At 68.0% G+C, this 18,997-nt stretch carries 24 protein-coding genes; 18 read left to right on the top strand and 6 right to left on the bottom strand.

Translation table 11 applies throughout. The annotated features are described in order from the left end of the window. The first annotated feature begins 681 nt into the window (after positions 1-681). Positions 682-1,257 carry a terminase small subunit gene (locus RUR49_RS19800; RefSeq protein WP_409148122.1) on the top strand — a complete coding sequence of 192 codons (576 nt, stop codon included), beginning with the start codon at positions 682-684 and terminating at the stop codon, positions 1,255-1,257. A gap of 82 nt (positions 1,258-1,339) precedes the next feature. Here the strand turns inward: RUR49_RS19800 and chrA are convergent, their stop codons facing one another. The 5 genes from chrA to RUR49_RS19775 form a co-directional block, all read right to left on the bottom strand. After that, positions 1,340-2,737 (bottom strand): chromate efflux transporter, encoded by a 1,398-nt coding sequence (gene chrA, locus RUR49_RS19795; protein ID WP_409148121.1) that lies wholly within the window; start codon positions 2,735-2,737, stop codon positions 1,340-1,342. Next, positions 2,734-3,552, bottom strand: coding sequence for a chromate resistance protein ChrB domain-containing protein (locus RUR49_RS19790; RefSeq protein ID WP_409148120.1), 819 nt, complete (start codon positions 3,550-3,552; stop codon positions 2,734-2,736). Before RUR49_RS19790 ends, chrA begins: the two co-directional genes overlap by 4 nt. A gap of 236 nt (positions 3,553-3,788) precedes the next feature. After that, the gene (locus tag RUR49_RS19785) at positions 3,789-4,439 is read right to left on the bottom strand and encodes a transmembrane anchor protein (RefSeq protein ID WP_409148119.1); all 651 of its coding nucleotides are present in this window, start codon (positions 4,437-4,439) and stop codon (positions 3,789-3,791) included. A gap of 24 nt (positions 4,440-4,463) precedes the next feature. After that, a complete protein-coding gene (locus RUR49_RS19780) occupies positions 4,464-5,198 on the bottom strand; it encodes a HupE/UreJ family protein (protein ID WP_409148118.1) in 735 nt (244 codons plus the stop codon). A 45-nt stretch (positions 5,199-5,243) separates the two neighbouring features. Continuing rightward, positions 5,244-5,615 carry a hypothetical protein gene (locus tag RUR49_RS19775; RefSeq protein WP_409148117.1) on the bottom strand — a complete coding sequence of 124 codons (372 nt, stop codon included), beginning with the start codon at positions 5,613-5,615 and terminating at the stop codon, positions 5,244-5,246. 84 nt (positions 5,616-5,699) lie between these two features. Between RUR49_RS19775 and RUR49_RS19770 the strand changes: the two genes are divergently transcribed. From RUR49_RS19770 to RUR49_RS19745, 6 genes are all read left to right on the top strand, one after another. Further along, positions 5,700-5,981 (top strand): metal-sensing transcriptional repressor, encoded by a 282-nt coding sequence (locus RUR49_RS19770; RefSeq protein WP_409148116.1) that lies wholly within the window; start codon positions 5,700-5,702, stop codon positions 5,979-5,981. Positions 5,982-5,988: 7 nt separating this feature from the next. Continuing rightward, a complete protein-coding gene (locus RUR49_RS19765) occupies positions 5,989-7,134 on the top strand; it encodes a nickel/cobalt efflux transporter (RefSeq protein ID WP_409148115.1) in 1,146 nt (381 codons plus the stop codon). Beyond that, positions 7,131-7,565, top strand: a complete 435-nt coding sequence (locus RUR49_RS19760) for a YqaA family protein (protein WP_409148114.1) — start codon at positions 7,131-7,133, stop codon at positions 7,563-7,565. Before RUR49_RS19765 ends, RUR49_RS19760 begins: the two co-directional genes overlap by 4 nt. A 7-nt stretch (positions 7,566-7,572) precedes the next feature. After that, the gene (locus RUR49_RS19755; RefSeq protein WP_409148113.1) at positions 7,573-8,301 is read left to right on the top strand and encodes a sulfite exporter TauE/SafE family protein; all 729 of its coding nucleotides are present in this window, start codon (positions 7,573-7,575) and stop codon (positions 8,299-8,301) included. Between the two features lie 368 nt (positions 8,302-8,669). Further along, positions 8,670-9,173, top strand: coding sequence for a hypothetical protein (locus RUR49_RS19750; protein ID WP_409148112.1), 504 nt, complete (start codon positions 8,670-8,672; stop codon positions 9,171-9,173). After that, complete coding sequence (locus tag RUR49_RS19745; RefSeq protein ID WP_409148111.1) at positions 9,166-9,354, top strand: hypothetical protein; 189 nt, start codon at positions 9,166-9,168, stop codon at positions 9,352-9,354. The genes RUR49_RS19750 and RUR49_RS19745 overlap by 8 nt, the downstream gene beginning before the upstream one ends. Before the next feature lie 40 nt (positions 9,355-9,394). On the opposite strand, the gene RUR49_RS19740 is transcribed toward RUR49_RS19745, so the two are convergent. Further along, a complete protein-coding gene (locus RUR49_RS19740) occupies positions 9,395-9,916 on the bottom strand; it encodes a molybdopterin cofactor-binding domain-containing protein (RefSeq protein WP_409148110.1) in 522 nt (173 codons plus the stop codon). On the opposite strand from RUR49_RS19740, the gene RUR49_RS19735 reads away from it, so the two are divergent. From RUR49_RS19735 to RUR49_RS19685, 11 genes are all read left to right on the top strand, one after another. Next, the gene (locus RUR49_RS19735; protein WP_409148109.1) at positions 9,882-10,313 is read left to right on the top strand and encodes an ABC transporter ATP-binding protein; all 432 of its coding nucleotides are present in this window, start codon (positions 9,882-9,884) and stop codon (positions 10,311-10,313) included. The two genes, RUR49_RS19740 and RUR49_RS19735, sit on opposite strands and share 35 nt — an antisense overlap. Positions 10,314-10,345: 32 nt before the next feature. After that, a complete protein-coding gene (locus RUR49_RS19730) occupies positions 10,346-11,146 on the top strand; it encodes a cyclase family protein (RefSeq protein WP_409148108.1) in 801 nt (266 codons plus the stop codon). Between the two features lie 443 nt (positions 11,147-11,589). Continuing rightward, positions 11,590-13,050 (top strand): sigma-54 dependent transcriptional regulator, encoded by a 1,461-nt coding sequence (locus RUR49_RS19725; protein ID WP_409148107.1) that lies wholly within the window; start codon positions 11,590-11,592, stop codon positions 13,048-13,050. A gap of 47 nt (positions 13,051-13,097) precedes the next feature. After that, positions 13,098-13,340, top strand: a complete 243-nt coding sequence (locus RUR49_RS19720) for a hypothetical protein (RefSeq protein WP_409148106.1) — start codon at positions 13,098-13,100, stop codon at positions 13,338-13,340. 234 nt (positions 13,341-13,574) lie between these two features. Then, positions 13,575-14,537, top strand: coding sequence for a hydrogenase (locus RUR49_RS19715; protein ID WP_409148105.1), 963 nt, complete (start codon positions 13,575-13,577; stop codon positions 14,535-14,537). A 52-nt stretch (positions 14,538-14,589) separates the two neighbouring features. Beyond that, positions 14,590-16,191, top strand: a complete 1,602-nt coding sequence (locus tag RUR49_RS19710; protein WP_409148104.1) for a nickel-dependent hydrogenase large subunit — start codon at positions 14,590-14,592, stop codon at positions 16,189-16,191. A 119-nt stretch (positions 16,192-16,310) separates the two neighbouring features. Further along, positions 16,311-16,625 carry a hypothetical protein gene (locus RUR49_RS19705; RefSeq protein ID WP_409148103.1) on the top strand — a complete coding sequence of 105 codons (315 nt, stop codon included), beginning with the start codon at positions 16,311-16,313 and terminating at the stop codon, positions 16,623-16,625. 40 nt (positions 16,626-16,665) lie between these two features. Beyond that, the gene (locus tag RUR49_RS19700; RefSeq protein ID WP_409148102.1) at positions 16,666-16,992 is read left to right on the top strand and encodes a hypothetical protein; all 327 of its coding nucleotides are present in this window, start codon (positions 16,666-16,668) and stop codon (positions 16,990-16,992) included. A gap of 27 nt (positions 16,993-17,019) precedes the next feature. Then, positions 17,020-17,520, top strand: coding sequence for a hydrogenase maturation protease (locus RUR49_RS19695; protein ID WP_409148101.1), 501 nt, complete (start codon positions 17,020-17,022; stop codon positions 17,518-17,520). Beyond that, positions 17,517-17,855 carry a hypothetical protein gene (locus RUR49_RS19690; RefSeq protein WP_409148100.1) on the top strand — a complete coding sequence of 113 codons (339 nt, stop codon included), beginning with the start codon at positions 17,517-17,519 and terminating at the stop codon, positions 17,853-17,855. The genes RUR49_RS19695 and RUR49_RS19690 overlap by 4 nt, the downstream gene beginning before the upstream one ends. A 105-nt stretch (positions 17,856-17,960) precedes the next feature. Continuing rightward, complete coding sequence (locus tag RUR49_RS19685) at positions 17,961-18,968, top strand: hypothetical protein (protein WP_409148099.1); 1,008 nt, start codon at positions 17,961-17,963, stop codon at positions 18,966-18,968. The last annotated feature ends 29 nt before the right edge of the window (positions 18,969-18,997 follow it).

Genomic DNA, 18,997 nt, shown 5'->3' with positions numbered 1-18,997 from the left:
GATGGGTCTGTCAAAGGCTGCCCTTCGCGGGGCGATGAACCGGCTCTTTGCGTCGAGCTTGATCAAGATTGTGGAAGATGGGCCTCCGAGCCGCCGATTGAGGCGGATCGTCGTGGCGGCCGACTTTCCGGAACCCGATCCAGAAACGGCGGCGGACGGCGACTGAAGCTTGCTTCCCGACGGGCCGGGCGACGTGGAGGCTGGCGGCGACGCCGATTCAGAGGGGCTTCAGACGCCATAGCACCCCCCTTCAAACGCCTTCACACCGTACAAAATGGTTGACTTCGGAGCTTCAAACGCGGCTTCCAGCGCTCTTCAAACATCCTTCAGACGCCCGCAAACGCCTTCAAACACCCTGCCACCACACCCCCCATACCCCTTACGCGGGAGCGCCCCCTCCAAGGCGGGCGCTCCCGCGATGTGCTTCCCAGTCTGGGGCGAGCTACCGCTCACTCTGAGACGGTGGGCGGCTTGTCCGGTGGGGGGATAACTCCTGGCCGGCCCGCCCCCCTTACTGCGGCTGCTCCAGAGCCCCGTCGTGCGCGTTCGCCCCCCCCCGGCTGCGGGGCATGGGCGCCGGATCCGCAAAATCTCACCAGCGGCGCTCCCTGTGCTCGCAATGCGCTATAAATTGCGGTATCTGTTGGATAGGTACACCACATCTGGTTATTGGAGGCTCCAGTGAGCGCGAAGTTGACCCCGAGGCAGGCCCGGTTCGTCCAGGAATACCTCGTCGACCTCAACGCTACCCGGGCAGCCATCCGTGCCGGCTACAGCCCGCGATCGGCCGAGACGAACGGCAACCGTATGCTGCGGAATGCTCAGGTTGCTGCCGCCGTCGAAGCTGCGATGGCCGAACGGCAGATCCGGACGGAGATCACGGCGGACCGGGTGATTCGCGAGTTGGCAAAAATTGCCTTCCTCGACCCGCGGAAGTTCTTCCGCCCCGATGGGTCGCTCGTTCCGATTCATGAACTGGACGACGACACCGCGGCCGGGCTCGCCGCGCTGGATATCGCCGTTCACGTCGGTGACGACGGCGACGTGACGAAGACGGCGAAGATCAAGATCGCAGACAAGCGAGCGGCGCTCGTGGACTTGGGCAAGCATCTCGGGCTGTTCGATCCGAAGCGGTCTTTGGGCACACCCGAGAACCCCTTCCTGATGCTCGTCCAGTCGGCGCAGGGCACGTCCTTACCGATAGTCAAGAACCCACCCTCGTTTGAAGAAGATCACGACTGGCCCGAGGCTGCGTGATATGCCGGCGATATTTGGCGGGAGCGAGTTCGCTCCCGCGACTGGGTAGACTTTAGGCGGAGTCTCCATCTCTGCCGGAGGACTATCCCGCGGCCATGAGCAACGCCCCCGCGGCCGCACTGGCGGCGAGGGTTGGGATCATCCCGACCCTGAACCACAGCATGGCGATCACGGCCCCGATCGCGAGCAGGGCCGCCCTCCAGTCGAGCGAGGCGAGGACAGGAACGTCCGTCCCGAGCCCGATCGTGCGCACCTGCGTGAACAGCACGTGCATGGAGAACCAGAGGGCGAGGTTGACGACGACGCCGACCACAGCCGCCGTGATCGCGCTCAGGGCGGCCGACAGCGCCTTGTTGCCCCGCAAGGCCTCGACGTATGGCGCCCCGAGGAAGATCCAGCAGAAGCAGGGCACGAACGTCACCCACAGCGTCAGCAGCGCACCGAGCGAGCCCGCCAGGAGGGGGGTGAGCGATCCGGCATCCCGGAACGCCGCGATGAAGCCGACGAACTGCAGGACGAGGATGAGGGGCCCGGGCGTCATTTCCGCAAGGCCCAGTCCGTCGACCATCTCGCCCGGCGCGAGCCAGCCGAAGGATGACACCGCTGCCTGTGCGACGTAGGCGAGCACGGCATAGGCCCCACCGAACGTCACGACCGCCATGACGCTGAAGAAGCCGCCGAGTTGCGTCCACACACTCTCCCAGCCGGTGAGCCCCCAGATTAGCAGCACGGGTCCGAGCCAGATCGGCAGCCAGATCGCCAACGTGCGGGGCGCGTGCCATCGCGTGGGCGTCGTGTGTGTGAGCTCGCCGCGCTCGAACATCAGATCGACCGCGCCCTTGAAGGCGGCGGCCTGGCCTTTCCCGTGCGACGCCCCTGAGAAGAAGGCGGGGGCGAGCCGGTGGCCGATCCAACCCGCGATGCCCGCGGCCAAGATGATGAGCGGGAACGGCGTGTTCAGCACGTAGATCGCGAGGAAGGCGAGGACGGCGATCGCCACCATGACGCGGTTCTTCAGGGCGCGTCGTCCAATCCGGATGACGGCCTCGATCACCACGGCGAGCACCGCCGCCTTGATCCCGAAGAACAGGGCCGCGATGGTCGGTGCGTCGCTGTAGAGCACATAGAAGATGCTCAAGCCGAGCATCACGAGCGCGCCGGGCAAGATGAAGAGAAGGCCGGCGACCAGGCCGCCGACCGTCCGGTGAAGCAGCCAGCCGATATAAATCGCCAGCTGTTGCGCTTCAGGGCCCGGCAGGAGCATGCAGTAGTTGAGGGCATGCAGGAAACGCTCTTCTCCGATCCAGCGGCGTTCGTCGACGAGCTCCTTGTGCATCAACGCGATTTGCCCGGCGGGACCGCCAAAGCTCAACAGGCCGATCCTCGCCCAGAGCCTTACCGCTTCGCCAAAGGTGGGAGGCGCCGGGGCCGGCCGGACATGCTCATCGACCGTGTGTTTGGTCAGGCTCACGTCGCTCATGACGCCTTCCCCGCCGCCGGCCAGTTGTGCGATTCTTCCGTTGCGTCGCGGCACCACCTGAAGAAGGCATCGTAGAGGAGCATCCCGGCTTCGAGCTGTTCGAGGTCGTCGCGGTACATCCGCGATAGGCCGAGGGACGCAGCCAGGAAGCCCGCCGCCTGGGGGGCCAGGTCGAGGCGGGCGGTATCGGCGGCGCGCACGATCAGGGCCAGCCGGTCGAGCGGTTCGGACCTGAGCCCGAATTCCTCGATCATCGTGTCGAAGGTGCAGCGCTCGCCCCGATGGCTCCAGAACACCCCGTCGATGTCGAACGGCGTGGCTTTGAAGCGGTCGGCCACGGCTGCGACGTCGGCCGGGTCGACGAACAGGAAGACGGCGGCCGGATCGACGAATCGGCGGATCAGCCAGGGGCAGGCAATGCGATCGACCTTGGGGCGCGTCCGCGTCACCCAGACGGTGCGGCCCATCTCGTCAGGCGTAGGGCACTTCTCGAGGTTGATCAGGAGGCCTCCGGCCTCGCGCCATGCCCCGTGCCCACCTTCCATAACCTCGGCGGCGACGCCTTCATAACGGAGCCACGCGGCCGCCCCCTGCGAGAGCTTCTGGCCCTTTTGGCATACGACGACGACACGACGGCCCACGAATTCCGAAGCCCACTGAGTGACGGCCTGGAAGTCGCGGCGCACCGCGGCGGGCAGCAGACGAGGGTCGGCGTTGAAGTCGTCCGGCGTTCGGACGTCGATGATGGTCGGAGCCCCCGGCAAACCGACGAGCCGGGACACCTGGGAGACCGTGATCGAGATTGCAGACGTCATCGCGCCCATCTCCTCAAAGAAGAGAGTTTGGACGCAACGTTGGGCTGACGCCTCACGGGGTCGTTGCGATGCACCCCTTACGCCAAGCAGTGGATTCAACCCGGACCCAAGTCAAGCCGGCGGCCCCCGCACGGTCGGGATTTACGCGCGGAGCATGCGATGGCCGCTTGCGGGGGAGACGACCCCGCGAGTGTGCCATGGCGCCGGCCCCGCACTGGCGGGGCCGGCCACCAACCTCACTGCATTTCCTTGATGTCGGTGTAGTCGCCGCTGACGCGCAGCGTCACGGTCACGTCGCCGCCCGTGCGATTGCGCCAGAACCAGCCGTGGTTGCCGTCGAAGGCCGCCTCAAGCACGCCTGCGTCCGACGGCAGGCCGCGGCCCTTCACGTAGCTGATCGACTCGCCGCTACCGTCGCCGTGCAGATCGAAGTTCACGACGCCACCGGCGGCCGACCAAGCATAGTCGACCTTGGCGCCCCGCTTCATGGCGAGCTTCACTTCCGTACCTTCGCCGGGCGTCAGCGTGACGGAGATCTCGTCGGTGCGCGCCGGCGCCGCCTCCTGGGCGTGCGCCGAACCGATGAACAGTTCCGCAAAGAAGCGGTCGATCAGGCTGGAGTTCGGCCCGGGAGCCGTCGCCGGCGCGCCCTGCTGCTGGTCCATCTGACGATCCCGCTCGGCCTCCTCGGCGAGCTGGGTCTTGATCTCGCCCATCTCGGCCAGGCCGAGCGCGCGGCCGACCCCCGTCGGGTCGATGCCGTACTCGGACGGCAGCACGATCGTCACGAGGATGGCGGCGGCCGCGAGGATCGCGATGATGGTGGAGCGCAGGAGCTGCCGCGATGTCGGCAGTTCGGCTCGGCTGGGGATGTCGCTGTTGTACATGGTGGTGATCCTCGTTCGGGAAGCTCAGGAGACGAACCAGCCGGTGACCTGATAGCCGATCAGGACGAAGCCGGCGGTCATGATGACGACGTTTGCGGTGTAGGCGTGGCGCCAGAAGCTGTCCGTGCGCCGCCAGTAGCTCATCACGATGAGGATGGCCCCGAGCGCCAGCAACTGGCCGATCTCGACGCCGACATTGAAGGCGAGCAGGTTCGGGATGAGGCCGTCGGGGGAGATGTCGTACTCGATGATCTTCGTCGACAGCCCGAAGCCGTGGAAGAATCCGAAGATCAGCGTGGCGATCTTGGTGTTCGGCTGGACGCCGAACCAGCGCTGGTAGGCGCCCATGTTGTCGAGCGCCTTGTAGACGACGGAGACGCCGATGATCGCGTCGATGATGTAGCTGTTGATGCCGATGTTGAAGTAGACGCCGAGCAGCATCGTCGTCGAGTGACCGATGGCGAACAGGGTCACGTAAAGACCGATGTGCTGCATCCGGTAGAGGAAGAAGATGACGCCGAGCAGGAACAGGATGTGGTCGTAGCCCGTGACCATGTGCTTGGCACCGAGATAGACGAACGGCAGGATGTGGATGCCGGTGATTTCCTGGATATAGCCCTTGTCGCCCTCGGCGACGGCGTGAGCGAGGGCGGGGGCAGACAGCAGTGCGAGCAGTGAGAAGGCGGCGAGCAGGGCGCACAGAGGCGTGTAGAGCCCCTGCAGCGCAGGGTCGCATCGTCCGGGAGTGGTCGGGAACATCAGAAGGGAGACTCCGTCAAAGGGGCAGGTGTCGCGAGAGCGCGGTCATGCCGCCGCGCTGCCCCTCGGCGGTCGGTCGAGGCGATCGGGTAGGCCGTTGCATGGCCCGGGCGAGGGAAGGCGGCACCAGCGCGAGGATGGGTCGGCCGCTGGAGATGCAGTCCAGTCGGGCAGCACGGTCGTGTCGTGCGCGTGATCGGCGGCGTCATGCTCGTGCACGCCCGCTATCCCGTCCGCCGGCCGGTCGATCTCCTCGTGAGCGTGGCCGTGTCTCTCCTGCTCGGCCAGAGCCAGCGACCCAGCGAGCGTCGCAGGGTCGTGGTGCGGCGAGGTTCCGCCCGGCGCCAGCACGACCGCAGCCATCATCATGGCGGTGAAGGCGAGGCGAAGCACGGTGCGGAGGAAAGCAGTCTGCATTTCCGGGGCGATACTCGGCTGGAGGGGGCGAGCCCTCGGTGGCGGCTGCTTGTCATATCCTCCCCGGGGGGATAGGTTCAAGTCATGAATGAGAAGCCTCACATCCACGAAACCCACCCGGCTATCGTGAAGCGCCTGCGGCGCGCCGACGGCCACCTGCGCAGCATCATCGAGATGATCGAGGCCGGCCGCCCGTGCATCGACATCGCGCAGCAGCTGCACGCGGTGGAAAAGGCAGTCGCCCAGGCGAAGAAGACCCTCATCCAGGACCACCTCGATCACTGCCTGGAGGACGTCGTCGGCCCGCTGCCGCGCGATCAGCGCCGCACGATCGACGAGTTCAAGGCCATCACGAAGTACCTGTGAGCGCCCTATGCCGTCGTTCGCGGAGCTGATCCAGCAGGGCTCGGCGCACGCCTGGCTCTTCATCCCGAGTGCCATCCTGCTCGGCGCGCTGCATGGGCTGGAGCCCGGCCACTCGAAGACGATGATGGCGGCGTTCATCGTCGCGATCCGCGGAACGGTAACCCAGGCCGTGATGCTCGGTCTTGCGGCGACCGCCTCCCACACCCTCGTCGTCTGGGGCATCGCCCTCGGGGGCCTCTATTTCTGGCAGGGCGTCGATGCCGAGGCGTCCGAGCCCTACTTCCAGCTCGCCTCGGCCGCCATCATCATCGCCGTCGCTCTGTGGATGCTGTGGCGCACCTTTCAGGACCAGCAGCGCGCGAAGGCCGCCTCCGGCGCACACACCCACGCGCCGACCGGCGCCAACCATCATCACGACGTCCGCCGCATCGACACCGGCCACGGCACCATCGCCGTCGAGATCTTCGAGGGCGGCGTCCCGCCGCGATGGCTCGTCCGCACCGAGAGCGGCGCCCGCTGGTCTCCGAAGGACGTGCGGCTCGTCACCGAGCGGCCGGACGGGCGGCGGGACATCTTCATCTTTGCGAGCCGCGGCGACTATCTCGAGTCGGTTTCCGAAATCCCCGAGCCCCACCAGTTCATGGCCCGCCTCAGCCTCGGCCACGGGGGCCACACCCACGACTACGACCTGTCGTTCGTCGAGGGCACCGGGCACGACCACATCCACGAGGAGCTGCGCGGGCTCGAGGTCGCGACCGACGGCTATCAGGACGCGCACGAACTTGCCCACGCCAACGACATCCGCCGCCGGTTCGCCGATCGCCGGGTGACCAACTGGCAGATCGTGCTGTTCGGCCTGACGGGCGGGCTCATTCCTTGTCCGGCGGCGATCACGGTGCTGCTCCTCTGCCTGCAGCTGAAGGAACTCACCCTCGGCTTCACGCTAGTGCTTTGCTTCTCGATCGGCCTCGCCATCACCCTCGTCGCCGTCGGCGCGGCGGCCGCCCTCAGCGTGCGGCACGCCACGAAGCGCTGGTCATGGTTCTCGACGCTCGCCCGGCGCGCGCCCTACGTTTCCGGCCTGCTGATCATCGCCGTCGGCGTCTATGTCGCCTGGCACGGATGGATCGGGATCGCGGCCCGCGCGGCATGACCGAACTCGCCGTCTATGCGGGGCTGTTCCTGACGGCCTTCGTCGCGGCGACCCTGGTGCCGGCCCAGTCCGAGGCGGTGCTCGCGGCGACGGTGGCGGCCGGATATCCGCCGGTGACGGCGGTGGCCGTCGCGAGCGTCGGCAATGTGCTCGGGTCCGTCGTCAACTGGGTGCTCGGCCGGTTCATCGGCCGGTTCCGGGATCGACCCTGGTTCCCCGTGCGCGAACAGGCGCTCGCGCGCGCCGAAGGGTGGTATCGCCGCTTCGGCAAGTGGTCCCTGCTGCTGTCGTGGGTACCGATCATCGGTGACCCGCTGACCGTCGTCGCTGGCGTGCTGCGCGAGCCCCTGCCGATGTTCGTGCTCCTCGTTGCCATCGCGAAGGTCGGCCGATACGTCGTCGTGGCGGTGGCGACGCAAGGGCTGGTCTGAGGTCGACATGCCCGAGACGTGGCTGAAGGTGGCGTTCGAGCTGCAGGGCTGGCTCTACGCCGGCGCACTCGCCGCCCTCGGCGAGCTGCGGGCGGCGAACTGGCACGACCTCCCCGGCATCGTCGCCGGGGTGTTCGCCTTCGGCATGCTTCACGCCCTTCTGCCGGGCCACGGCAAGGCGGTGCTGGTGTCGTTCTATGCAGGCTCCGGCAAGGTGAAGGCGGCTCTCGCCTCGTCCGCCCTGCTCATCGTCACCCACGTCGGGTCGGCGATCCTGCTCGTGCTGACGGGCTACGCCCTGCTGCAGCGGACCCTCGGCGCGGCGGGTCGTGCGCCGGCGCTCGAGCTCGCGAGCCAGATGCTCGTCGTCGCGATCGGCCTCTTCCTCCTCTGGAGGGCGCTCCGCCCGCACGCACACCGGGCGTCCGGCAGCGGGCCGGTGCTGGCGATGGCGGCGGGCCTCGTTCCGTGCCCGCTCACGACGTTCATCATGACCTATGCGGCTTCGCGCGACGAAATCGCCGTCGGCCTCATCCTGTCCGCCGCCTTTGCCGCCGGTATGATCGTCACCGTAGCGGCGTTTCCCATCGCCGCCATCCTATTCAGGACCCGCCTTCTGCGGCTGATCGAGCGGACGGGCGCGGTGCGGCACCGCCTCGGCCGCGCGCTGGAGGTCCTGTCCGCCGGCGCTATCGTGTTACTCGGTCTCGTCCCGGTTGCCGGGCGGAGCCTGTGACGCCGCGGTGGGCTCACGAGTCGATGGCGTAGCCGGCCTTTCGAGCGTCCAGTCACATCCGCGCCAGGATGCCCGTGTCCACCCGCATTGTGTAGGTTTTTGTGTAGGTAGGGCCGACTTCAGCCAGCTCAGATTTAGGCTTTTCAATAGCTTAGATCGTAAATATGGCGGAGGGGAGGGCGCTGGATTCGAACCTTCTGCTCCGGTTTGTGCGAACGCGGGAGTAGTGGGGCGGCACAGCCTCGGCAGAACCGGCGCAAGTGCCCGGTCGGCCTATGCCGCAGCCATCAGCAACGCCGCGCAACTGCGCTGGTAGTGGCGCGGCGCAAGGGCCGCGAAGTTGCGCCGGTCGCCGTCCCGCGCGCGCCATGGCGCGGTTGACCCCGCCGATCCGACAACCCTGCGCGCCCAAGATCGACTTTGCAGCTCGCCTTGGTTTGCCCGTCGCAGGACTTCGTCTGGGTCGTCTTGCCGAGGACGAGCTGTCTGCCGCAAACGCAGAGACGCGCCGCGCCATTCTTGCGGCGCTCGACACGCTGACTGCCCATGGGGCGATCATCGGCGAATTCCGACCACCCGAGCGTCTGACCGACTACCTCGCCCGAGCGGGCCGGATGATGAGTTTCGAAAGCTACCGCACGCTGCAATCCTGCGCCGACTCTGATACCAGCCGCGTCAACGCAGTGATCCGCACCCGCATCCGCGCGGGCCGGAACATCCTTGCAGACGAATATCAGTCGATCCTCGCACGCCGCGAAGACGCCAAGAGCGCCTTCGCCGAACGTCTCGAAAGTTTCGAAGCGATAGCGACCCCCGCCTACAGCGAGACCGCCATTCCGGTGGCGGAAGTGGATGAGGGCGGAAGTGGATGAGGCTCGTGTCGTCGCTCCCGACGGCCGCTTCGTGAACTTCCTCGACCTTGCCGCCGTGTCGGTGCCGATGGATGTCCCTGGCCTTCCGCTGGGTTTTCAGATTGCGACGCGACGCTTCGAGGACGCTCTCGATTTGCAGCTTGCAGCATTGCTGAGAGTCCGTTGTGAAATTCACTCGTGAGCGATCCTCCTGAGGAGGAGGCAGCCCATGGCGTAGTGGATCATGGCCTATGACGCTCGACGGCCCGGCCCGTGCGGCTGGCGTGATGCTCCTGCCGGGAAGCGGTGGCAGCGTCGCGATGCTGGGAAGTCTCGCCGGTCCTCTGCACAATCGTCCCGCCCGAACGCGTCAGCTCGGCGTCCTTTCGCATGCCGTGCAGCGCCGACGGCGTCACCGGCAGTTCGGCGACGAACAGCTCTTCATCCGCGAAGGCGTCGTCAATCGCTGCGGCGATCGCCGGCATGGCGGCGAGGCGGCCGCCTTCGCCGCAGCCCTTGATGCCGAACTCGGTGAACGGTGACGGCGTCTCGACGTGGTCGACGACGATGTCGGGTACTTCGTGCGCGGTCGGCACGGCGTAGTCGGCGAGCGAACCGGTGAGGAGCTGGCCGTCCTCGTCGTAGTGGTACTTCTCGTAGAGCGCCGTGCCGATGCCTTGGGCGATGCCGCCGCGGATCTGGCCGTCGACGAGGCGCGGGTTCCCGCAGATGACGGTGCTCGAGAACCTCGAACTCGGCGCCACGGAGGGTGCCGGCGCCGACGTCGCAGCGCTCATCGAGGACATGGTCGCGCTGTTCCCGCGCCTTCGCGAGCGGGCCGGCCAGCGCGCTGGCAGCCTGTCGGGCGGCGAGCAGCAGATGCTGGCGATCGGACGGGCGCTGATGAGCCGGCCGAAGGTGCTGATGCTCGACGAGCCGACGCTCGGCCTCGCGCCGATCATCGTCGACCAGATCGTCGACCTCCTCGCCGTGCTGAAGGCGCGTGGCATGGCGGTGCTGCTCGCCGAGCAGAACGCCGAGATGGCGCTTGCCGCCGCCGACCGCGCCACCGTGCTGGAAACCGGCCGGGTGGTGACGGAGGGGGCGGCCGCGACGCTCGCCGCCGATCCCGCCATCCGCCGCGCATATCTCGGCCTCTGACCATTCCCCGATCGCTTCCGGAATCCCGCCTCATGCCGCGCTTCGTCGACCTGTCCGTGCCGATCGAGAACGGGGTCGCCAGCGATCCGGAATATTCGCGCCCCGAGATCACCTATCTCGGCCACGGTGAGACCATCGACCGTATGCGCGCCTCGTTCCAGGACCTGACGCCGGAGGACCTGCCCGACGGCGCCGCGTGGGCGATAGAGAAGCTGACGGTGACCACCCACCACGGCACGCATCTCGATGCGCCCTGGCACTTCCACCCGACCACCAACCACGCCCTCGGCCCCGGCGAGCGCTCGCCGACGATCGACGAGATCCCGCTCGACTGGTGCTTCCGGCCGGGCGTGAAGCTCGACCTCCGCGGCTTCGCCGACGGAACAGTTGCCACGGCTCTCGACGTCGAGCGCGAGCTTTCACGCATCGGCCACACCCTGCAGCCCTACGACATCGTCGTGGTGAACACGCGTGCCGGCGTCCGCTACGGTGCGGACGACTATGTCCGCGCCGGCTGCGGCATGGGCCGCGAGGCGACGCTCTACCTTCTGGAGCGCGGCGTCCGCATCACCGGCACCGACGCCTGGAGCTGGGACGCGCCGTTCGATGTCACGCAAGCGCGGGTCGCCGCCACGGGCGACTATTCGCTCGTCTGGGAAGGCCACAAGGCCGGCCGCGAGCGCGCCTACTGCCACCTAGAGAAGCTGCACAACCTCGAGGCGCTGCCGCCGACGGGCTTCACGATCGCCTGCTTCCCGGTAAAGATCCGCGGTGCCTCAGCCGGCTGGACGCGGGCTGTGGCGATCCTGCCCGAGGAGCACCTCGACACGTAAGCTCGGCCTGATCGGGCAGACGGATGGAGTGGTCGGACGTGACGATGGGACGTTGCGCGACGAGCACGATCAGTCTGCCGGGTCCTTTGCCCGAACGCCCACGTGCGGCGCGGGTCCACTTCCGGAGCCAAGCTCGATCATCTGCCGCGCATTTCCGGGCGAGCCTGCCAGAGAGGGTGAAGGGCTTGGCCGCAGTTCGCGCGTGGATCTCGAGGCAGGTGCAACTGGCGACGGAGGGCCGGCAGCGCAAAGGCTGCCCGATCACCATCACCATCCTCCATCGGTTGGGCTCACGCGCCGCAGACCCAGGCGATGGCCCAGGCGAGGCTGGAGGAGATCGGAGCATTCTTCCGCGCCGACGGCGCCCCGGGTCGCTCATAGAATTGCGCGGGCATGTCAGGAATGCTATCGAATAGATAATCTAGTTGACACCTCCGGTCACAATGGTCCCGCAATCCACGATCCTCATCGTCGCCGATCTTGAGGATCAGCACCGGGACACGGCGGACGCGCTGGCGGCCGCCTCGGAATACCGCGTGCTGACCGCGTCACGCGAATCGGAGGTGAACGACATCGTGCGCGACGCGCACGTCGACCTCGTCGTCGCCGATCTCGACGCGCAGGGCTGCGACATCGTCGAGTTCCTGACGCGGCTGCGCTTCACCCACCCCTACCTCGTCCGCGTCCTGCTCGTCGGGGACACCGGGGCGGAGCTGGGCGAGATCCTGTCGCGCACCGCCGCCTACCAGTACCTCACCAAGCCGCTGCAGCCGGAGCAGGTCGGCCTCGTCGTCAAGCGGGCGCTCGAGACGCGCGAACTGGCGCGCCGCCACCGCCTGCTGGCGCGCGAACTGAAGATCGGCGAGGACGCCGCCGTCTTCCAGGATCGCCCGGACGCGCCGGCGAAGGTGCAGGCGTCCTCGTTCGAGCGGCTCGTCTATGCCAGCGAGGCGATGGCGGAACTGTGCAACCTCGCCCGCGAGGCGGCGCGCACGCAGCTGCCGATCCTCATCAAGGGCGAGACCGGCACCGGCAAGGAGTTGCTCGCCCGCGCCATGCACTTCCATTCGACCCGCTCGTCCAGCCCGCTGATGATGCAGAACTGCGGCGGCATCCCCGACGAGCTGCTGCACTCGGAGCTGTTCGGCCACCGGCGCGGCGCCTTTACCGGCGCCGTGAGCGACCGGCTCGGGCTGTTTCGCGCCGCCGACGGCGGCACCGTCTTCCTCGACGAGATCTCCGAGATCTCGCCGTCCTTCCAGGTGAGCCTGCTGCGCTTCCTGCAAGAGGGCGAGGTGAAGCCGCTCGGCACCGACCAGGTGCTCGTCTGCGACGTGCGCGTCATCGCCGCGTCCAACAAGCCGCTGCGCCCGATGGTCGACGCCGGCAAGTTCCGCGAGGACCTCTACTTCCGCTTGAAGGGCTTCGAGCTCGAGGTGCCGCCGCTGCGCTCGCGGCCCGACGACATCCCGGTGCTCACCGAGTTCTTCGTCAGCAAGCACGGCGGCATGCTCGGCAACCGCGTGCTCGGCGTCGCCAACGACGTCGTCGACCTGTTCCGCGACTACACCTTCCCCGGCAACGTGCGCGAGCTCGAGAACGAGATCCGCCGCATGGTGGCGCTGGCGAAGGACGGCGAGTACCTGACGCGCCGACATCTCTCGCCGGAGTTCGCCAAGCTGAAGGCGACGCCGCGGCCGGCCGCCGCACGCGGGCTGACGGCCGAAGGCAAGTCGCTGAAGGAGATGGTCGAATCGCTCGAGCAGCAGCTCGTCCGCCACGCCCTCGAGAAGCAGCGCTGGAACCAGAGCCGCGCCGCCCGGGACCTCGGCCTGTCGCGCGTCGGCCTGGCGAACAAGATCCGCCGCTACGGTCTGGACGAGGGCGGTCCCCTGCGGGATTGATTGATGGTGCGGACGCCGCATCGGCGGCGTGGTCGAGGGAGCGAGGCATGGCGACCGACGACGAACGTGGCGCCACCGACGGTGGCGCGCTGGTGCGGTTTCCGCTCTCGCGCACCACGCCGGCGGGAAGCCCCGGCGGCTTCGTCGACCTCGGTACCGGCGCGATGGCGCGCCGCCTCGGCATGCGCACGGCCGGCACCACCGGCCGTTGGTGCAGCCGCTGCCGCGGCATCTGGTTCGGCTATGCGCTCGAGGTCGAGTGCCCCCGCTGTGGCAACCGCCACGGCTGAGCCGGCGGCTCTGTCCCTTTTCATTCTAGAAAACTTAGTTTTCAGCCAGACAACAAACTTTGTTGTCAGTTGAGCCCGATCGCGGACGTTCGCGACGTCGGCGAATTTTGGTAACCAATTGATAGTGCACGAATATTCGCGCATCGCCAAGCGCTGGCACGGGGCTTGCTCACAACCATTCTAAACGAACGAGGCCATCGTCCGAGCGACGCCGGCCCACCACCGGAGGAAACAATGGCGAACCTGCTTTGGCTCCAGGGCGGAGCGTGTTCCGGCAACACGATGTCGTTTCTCAATGCCGAGGAGCCGAGCGCCTGCGATCTCGTCACCGATTTCGGCATCAACGTGCTCTGGCATCCCTCGCTCGGCCTCGAGCTCGGCGAGAACGTCAAGCAGATGCTGGTCGACTGCGTGTCGGGGAAGATCCCGCTCGACATCTTCGTCTTCGAGGGCTCGGTGGTGAACGCGCCGAACGGCACCGGCAACTGGAACCGCTTCTGCGGCCGCCCGATGAAGGACTGGGTGAAGGAGCTCTCGGACGCCGCGCAGTTCGTCGTGGCGATCGGCGACTGCGCCACATGGGGCGGCATCCCGGCGACGGCGCCGAACCCGAGCGAGTCGGTCGGCCTGCAGTTCCTCAAGCGGGCGCCCGGCGGCTCGCTCGGCACCGGCTTCAAGTCGAAGGCCGGCCTGCCGGTGATCAACATCCCCGGCTGTCCGGCGCACCCCGACTGGGTGACGCAGATCCTCGTCGCCGTCGCTACCGGGCGGGCAGGCGACCTCGCGCTCGACGAACTGCAGCGGCCGAAGACGTTCTTCACGAGCTTCACGCAGACCGGCTGCACCCGCAACATGCACTTCGCCTACAAGGTCTCGGCGACCGAGTTCGGCCAGCGCAAGGGCTGCCTGTTCTACGACCTCGGCTGCCGCGGCCCGATGACCCACAGCCCGTGCAACCGCATCCTGTGGAACCGGCAGTCGTCGAAGACGCGCGCCGGCATGCCCTGCATGGGCTGCACCGAGCCGGAGTTCCCGTTCTTCGAGCTCGCGCCGGGCACCGTCTTCAAGACGCAGACGGTGATGGGCGTGCCGAAGGACATGCCGCTGGGCGTCGACAAGACCGGCTACATCAAGCTGACCGCCGCGGCCAAGGCCGCCGCTCCGGCGTGGGCGGAGCGCGACATCTTCGTCGTCTGAGCCGGGCCACCGGCCGCACCGACGCAATCAACATCTCCGGGAGGAATTCATTATGGCTCAGGCAGCCGTACAGACGCTCGACATTTCGCCGGTCGGCCGCGTCGAGGGCGACCTCGACGTGCGCGTCGAGGTGGCCGACGGACGCGTCGTCAACGCTTGGACGCAGGCGGAGCTGTTCCGCGGCTTCGAGATCATCCTGCGCGACAAGGATCCGCAGGCCGGCCTCGTCGTCACGCCGCGCGCCTGCGGCATCTGCGGCGCCTCGCACCTCACATGCGCTGCCTGGGCGCTCGACACCGCCTGGGCGACGACGGTGCCGCGCAACGCCATCCTGGCGCGCAACCTCGGCCAGCTCGCCGAATCCCTGCAGAGCTTGCCGCGCCACCACTACGGCCTGTTCATGATCGACTACACGAACAAGGCCTATGCCGGCAGCCGCTACTACGAGGAGGCGGTGAAGCGGTGGTCGCCGTTCACCGGCACCAACTACGAGATCGGCGTCACCATCTCCGGGCGGCCGGTGGAGATCTACGCGCTGCTCGGCGGGCAGTGGCCGCACTCGAGCTACATGGTGCCCGGCGGCGTGATGTGTGCGCCGACGCTCACCGACGTCACCCGCGCCTGGTCGATTCTCGAGCACTTCCGCCGCAACTGGCTGGAGCCGATCTGGCTCGGCTGCTCGCTGGAGCGCTACGAGGAGATCCGCTCCTACGACGATTTCATGGCCTGGCTCGACGAGCGGCCGGAGCACGCGAACTCCGACCTCGGCATGTTCTGGCGGATGAGCCACGACATCGGCCTCGACACCTACGGGCGCGGCCACGGCAAGTTCGTCACCTGGGGCTACCTGCCGCACGAGGACAAATACAACAAGCCGACCATTGAGGGCCGCAACGCCGCGCTGATCATGAAGAGCGGCGTCTACGACGGCGCCACCGACACCCACAAGCTGATGGACCAGTCGTTCACCCGCGAGGACACGCTGCACGCCTGGTACGACGAGGGCGGGCCTGTGCACCCCTTCGACCGCACCACCAAGCCGGTGCAGAAGAACGACGTCGACCCGAACGGCAAGTACTCGTGGTCGACGGCCGTCGGCCACAGCGAGAACGGCCGGCTCGAGGCAGGACCGCTGGCGCGCCAGCTCGTCGCCGGCGGCCGCCACGGCGAGGCCTGGCAGCACTACGACCCGCTTGTACTCGACATCTACCGCAAGACGGGCGGCGCCAGCGTGGCGCTGCGCCACTTCGCCCGCATGCACGAGGGCGTCAAGATCTACCGCGAGATGGAGCGGGTGCTGCGCGAGCTGCGGCTCGGCGACGAATGGTACATCAAGCCGACCGAGCGCGACGGTCGTGGCTGGGGGGCGACCGAGGCGATCCGCGGCGCGCTCTGCCACTGGATCGAGGTGCGCGGCGGCAAGATCAAGAACTACCAGATCATCGCACCGACCACCTGGAACGTCGGACCGCGCGCCTCCACCGGCGAGCGCGGCCCGATCGAGGAGGCGCTGATCGGCATCCCGATCCGCGACCCGCACGACCCGGTGGAGGTCGGCCACGTCTGCCGCTCCTACGACTCCTGTCTAGTTTGCACGGTGCATGCGCACGATGCCAAGACGGGGGAGGAGCTCGCTCGCTTCAGGACAGCATGATCCTCGCCGCGGAGGGGGCAATGGTGGCCTTCGACTCCGATCACGCCCAAGGCGTGGCGGCCCCGTTTGGCGGGCCTCGCCGCGCTCCCGAGTGGACCCTTCGTGGGGAGAAGAAGGGCATGCCGGTGGAGGATCACGATCAGGTGCTCGCACGCATCGCGGAGCTGCTCGCGAGCGGCTTGGAGACCATGACCGAGCCCTTTCCGGAGACGGAAAAGGAGTTCAGTCAGATTCTTCGGGAACTGCGCGAGCTGCCGGCGGGCGACCTCGAGCAGAAGCTGGTGATCGGCGGTTTCGTCGACCACCCCTACGGCGAGGAAGAGCAGCGCTGCCTCGAGTGCATGTACTACCTCGTCCATCGTAAGTGGTGCGACCTGCCCGAACTCGCCGTGCCGGTGGAGCCGCACTGGTGGTGCCGGCTCTGGCGCATCTGAACCGGCGGCGCGGCGCCCGCCGGCGCGAAGGAGGCTCCGCATGACGCTCACCCTGGAGAACGACGAGGCGGTGCGCGGCCGCATCGCCGCCCTGCTCGCCGGCGGCCTCGCCACCGAGGTCGAGCCGCGCTGCGACACCCACGAGGACGTGCAGGCGGTGATCGCCCGGCTGCGCGCGCTGGCACCGGACGACCTCGTCGGCCGGCTCGTCGTCGCCGGCTTCACCGACCACGTGGTGGTGCACGCCGACTTCGAGCAGCCGTGCGAGAGCTGCATGTACTATCTCGTCCACCGCCGGTTTTGCGAACTGCCGGAGCTCGCCGTGCCGGTCGAGCCCGACTGGTCCTGCCGGCTCTGGCGGATCTGACGGCCGCAAGGCGGGGGGACGCCCGCGATGCTCGTGGTGATCGGCTGCGGCAACCTCGTGCGGTGCGACGACGGCGTCGGCGTCGTGGTGGTGCAGCGCCTCCTTGCCGGCGACCCGTTGCCGGCAGGCGTCAAGGTGTTCGACGCCGGCACCGGCGGCATGGAGATCCTCTTCCAGGCGCGCGACGCGACGCGGCTCGTCGTCGTCGACGCCTGCCGGTCGGGCGCCGAGCCGGGCGCCGTGTTCGAGGTGCCGGGCAGCGAGCTCGAAAGCCGTCCGCCGCCGAACCTGACGCTGCACGACTTCCGCTGGGACCACGCCCTGCACGCCGGCCGGCGCATCTGGAAGGACGCCTTCCCCGCCGACGTGACGGTGTTCCTGATCGAGGCGAAGACGCTCGGCTACGGGCTCGCGCTGTCGCCGGAGGTGGAGCGGGCGGCGGCGATCGTCACGGCCAGGATCGCCGCGCTGATCGACGCGCTGCGACAGGCGTCCGCCGCGGCGCAGGTCACCGGGGCCGGCCGGTGACCGGCGGCCCGGCCGCGCGCAGCGTGCAGTTCCGCCTGCATCGCGACCACCTCTACCTCGATGCGGCCGACTACCAGGCGGCCCTGGCGGGGCGCGCCAGCGTCGCGCTGCTGCGACGCGGCGACGATCTCCTCGTGCTGCCGGTGGCCGGTCCCGAGGCCGGCGGGTTCCTCGTCAAGCAGGTCAACGCCCGTGGTGACCGCGCCGTCCACGCCGCCGACTTCTTCCGTCTCAACGGCGTCGACGAGACAATCGAGCGCTTCGCAATGGGAGCGTGGGACGAGGCCGCCGCCGGCTTCGTCGTGCCGGGGCTGTTTCGCCAGACTGCAAACTAACTTTACAAAGAGAAAATCAACTAGACTTCCATGTTCAACCGCCCTAGTCTTCGATCGAACGATCCGCCGCCGACGAGCGACGGACGCCCAGAGGAAACGCCATTGATGCCGTCCCGCGCCGAATCAGAGGTGAAGGCCGCGCTCGCTGCCGTCGAGGCGGAAGACGCGACGCTCGCCGAGAAGGTCGAGATGCTGATGGAGATCGCGATGGGCCTGCAGACCCGTCCGAAATCTCCCGAGCAGCTGCTGCAGGCGGTGACGCTCTACGAGACCGCGCTGGCGCTCTGCCCGCCCGAGCACGCCCTGCTGCGCGGCCGCGTCCACGCCCGCCTCGCCACCGCCCTCCAGGCTGTGCCGACTGACGACATCGGGCCGCTGAAGCGGGCACGCGAGCATCTGGAGACCGCCCGCGGCATCCTCGAGCACGAAGGCCGGGCAGAAGAGATCGCCGAGGTCGAGATGAACCTCGGCCTAGTGCTGCAGAGCCTCGCCGCCGCCCGCGCCGCGCCGATTACCGCCGCCATCTCCGCCTACCAGCGGGCGCTCCGGACCTTCGACGGCCGGCGGTATCCGAAGGAATTCGCCATCCTGCAGAACAATCTCGCCACCGCTTTCCTGTCGATCCCGTTCTCCGACGAGCGCGCCAAGATGCGCGAGGCGCTCGCCGTGCAGGCGTTCCAGGAGGGCCTGAAGGTGGTCGACTTCGTCGAGCATCCGAGCGAGTACGCGATGCTGCAGAACAACCTCGGCAACGCGCTGCAGACCGTCTCCTCCGCGCATACGGTCGAAAACCGCCTGCGCGCGCTGGACGCCTACGAGGAGGCGCTGAAGGTGCGCACCCGCGCCGCCGCGCCTGTCGAATACGCCAACACCATCGCCAACCAGGCGAACTGCCTGTGCGGCCTGCCGGACGACCTCGATCGGCCGGAGGCCGGCAACCGCGGCAACCTCGTCCGCGCGCTCGCCCGGTACCGCGAGGCGGCCGAGATCTTCGCCGCCGCCGGCGAAGAGGCGAAGGTCGGCGCCGTCGCCGGCATGATCGCGGACATCGAGGCGGAGCTGGACGCCGCGCCGAAGTCGAACGGCGCTACGCCGGCATACGCCGCGAACTGAAGCGCGCTCCGCTCCGGCGGACCGCGCCG

The organism is Pseudoxanthobacter sp. M-2, from assembly GCF_046156265.1.
Lineage (GTDB): Bacteria > Pseudomonadota > Alphaproteobacteria > Rhizobiales > Segnochrobactraceae > CAMDHY01.
The sequence above is the reverse complement of the archived record's forward strand: the minus strand, read 5'-3'. Positions and strand labels throughout refer to the sequence as shown.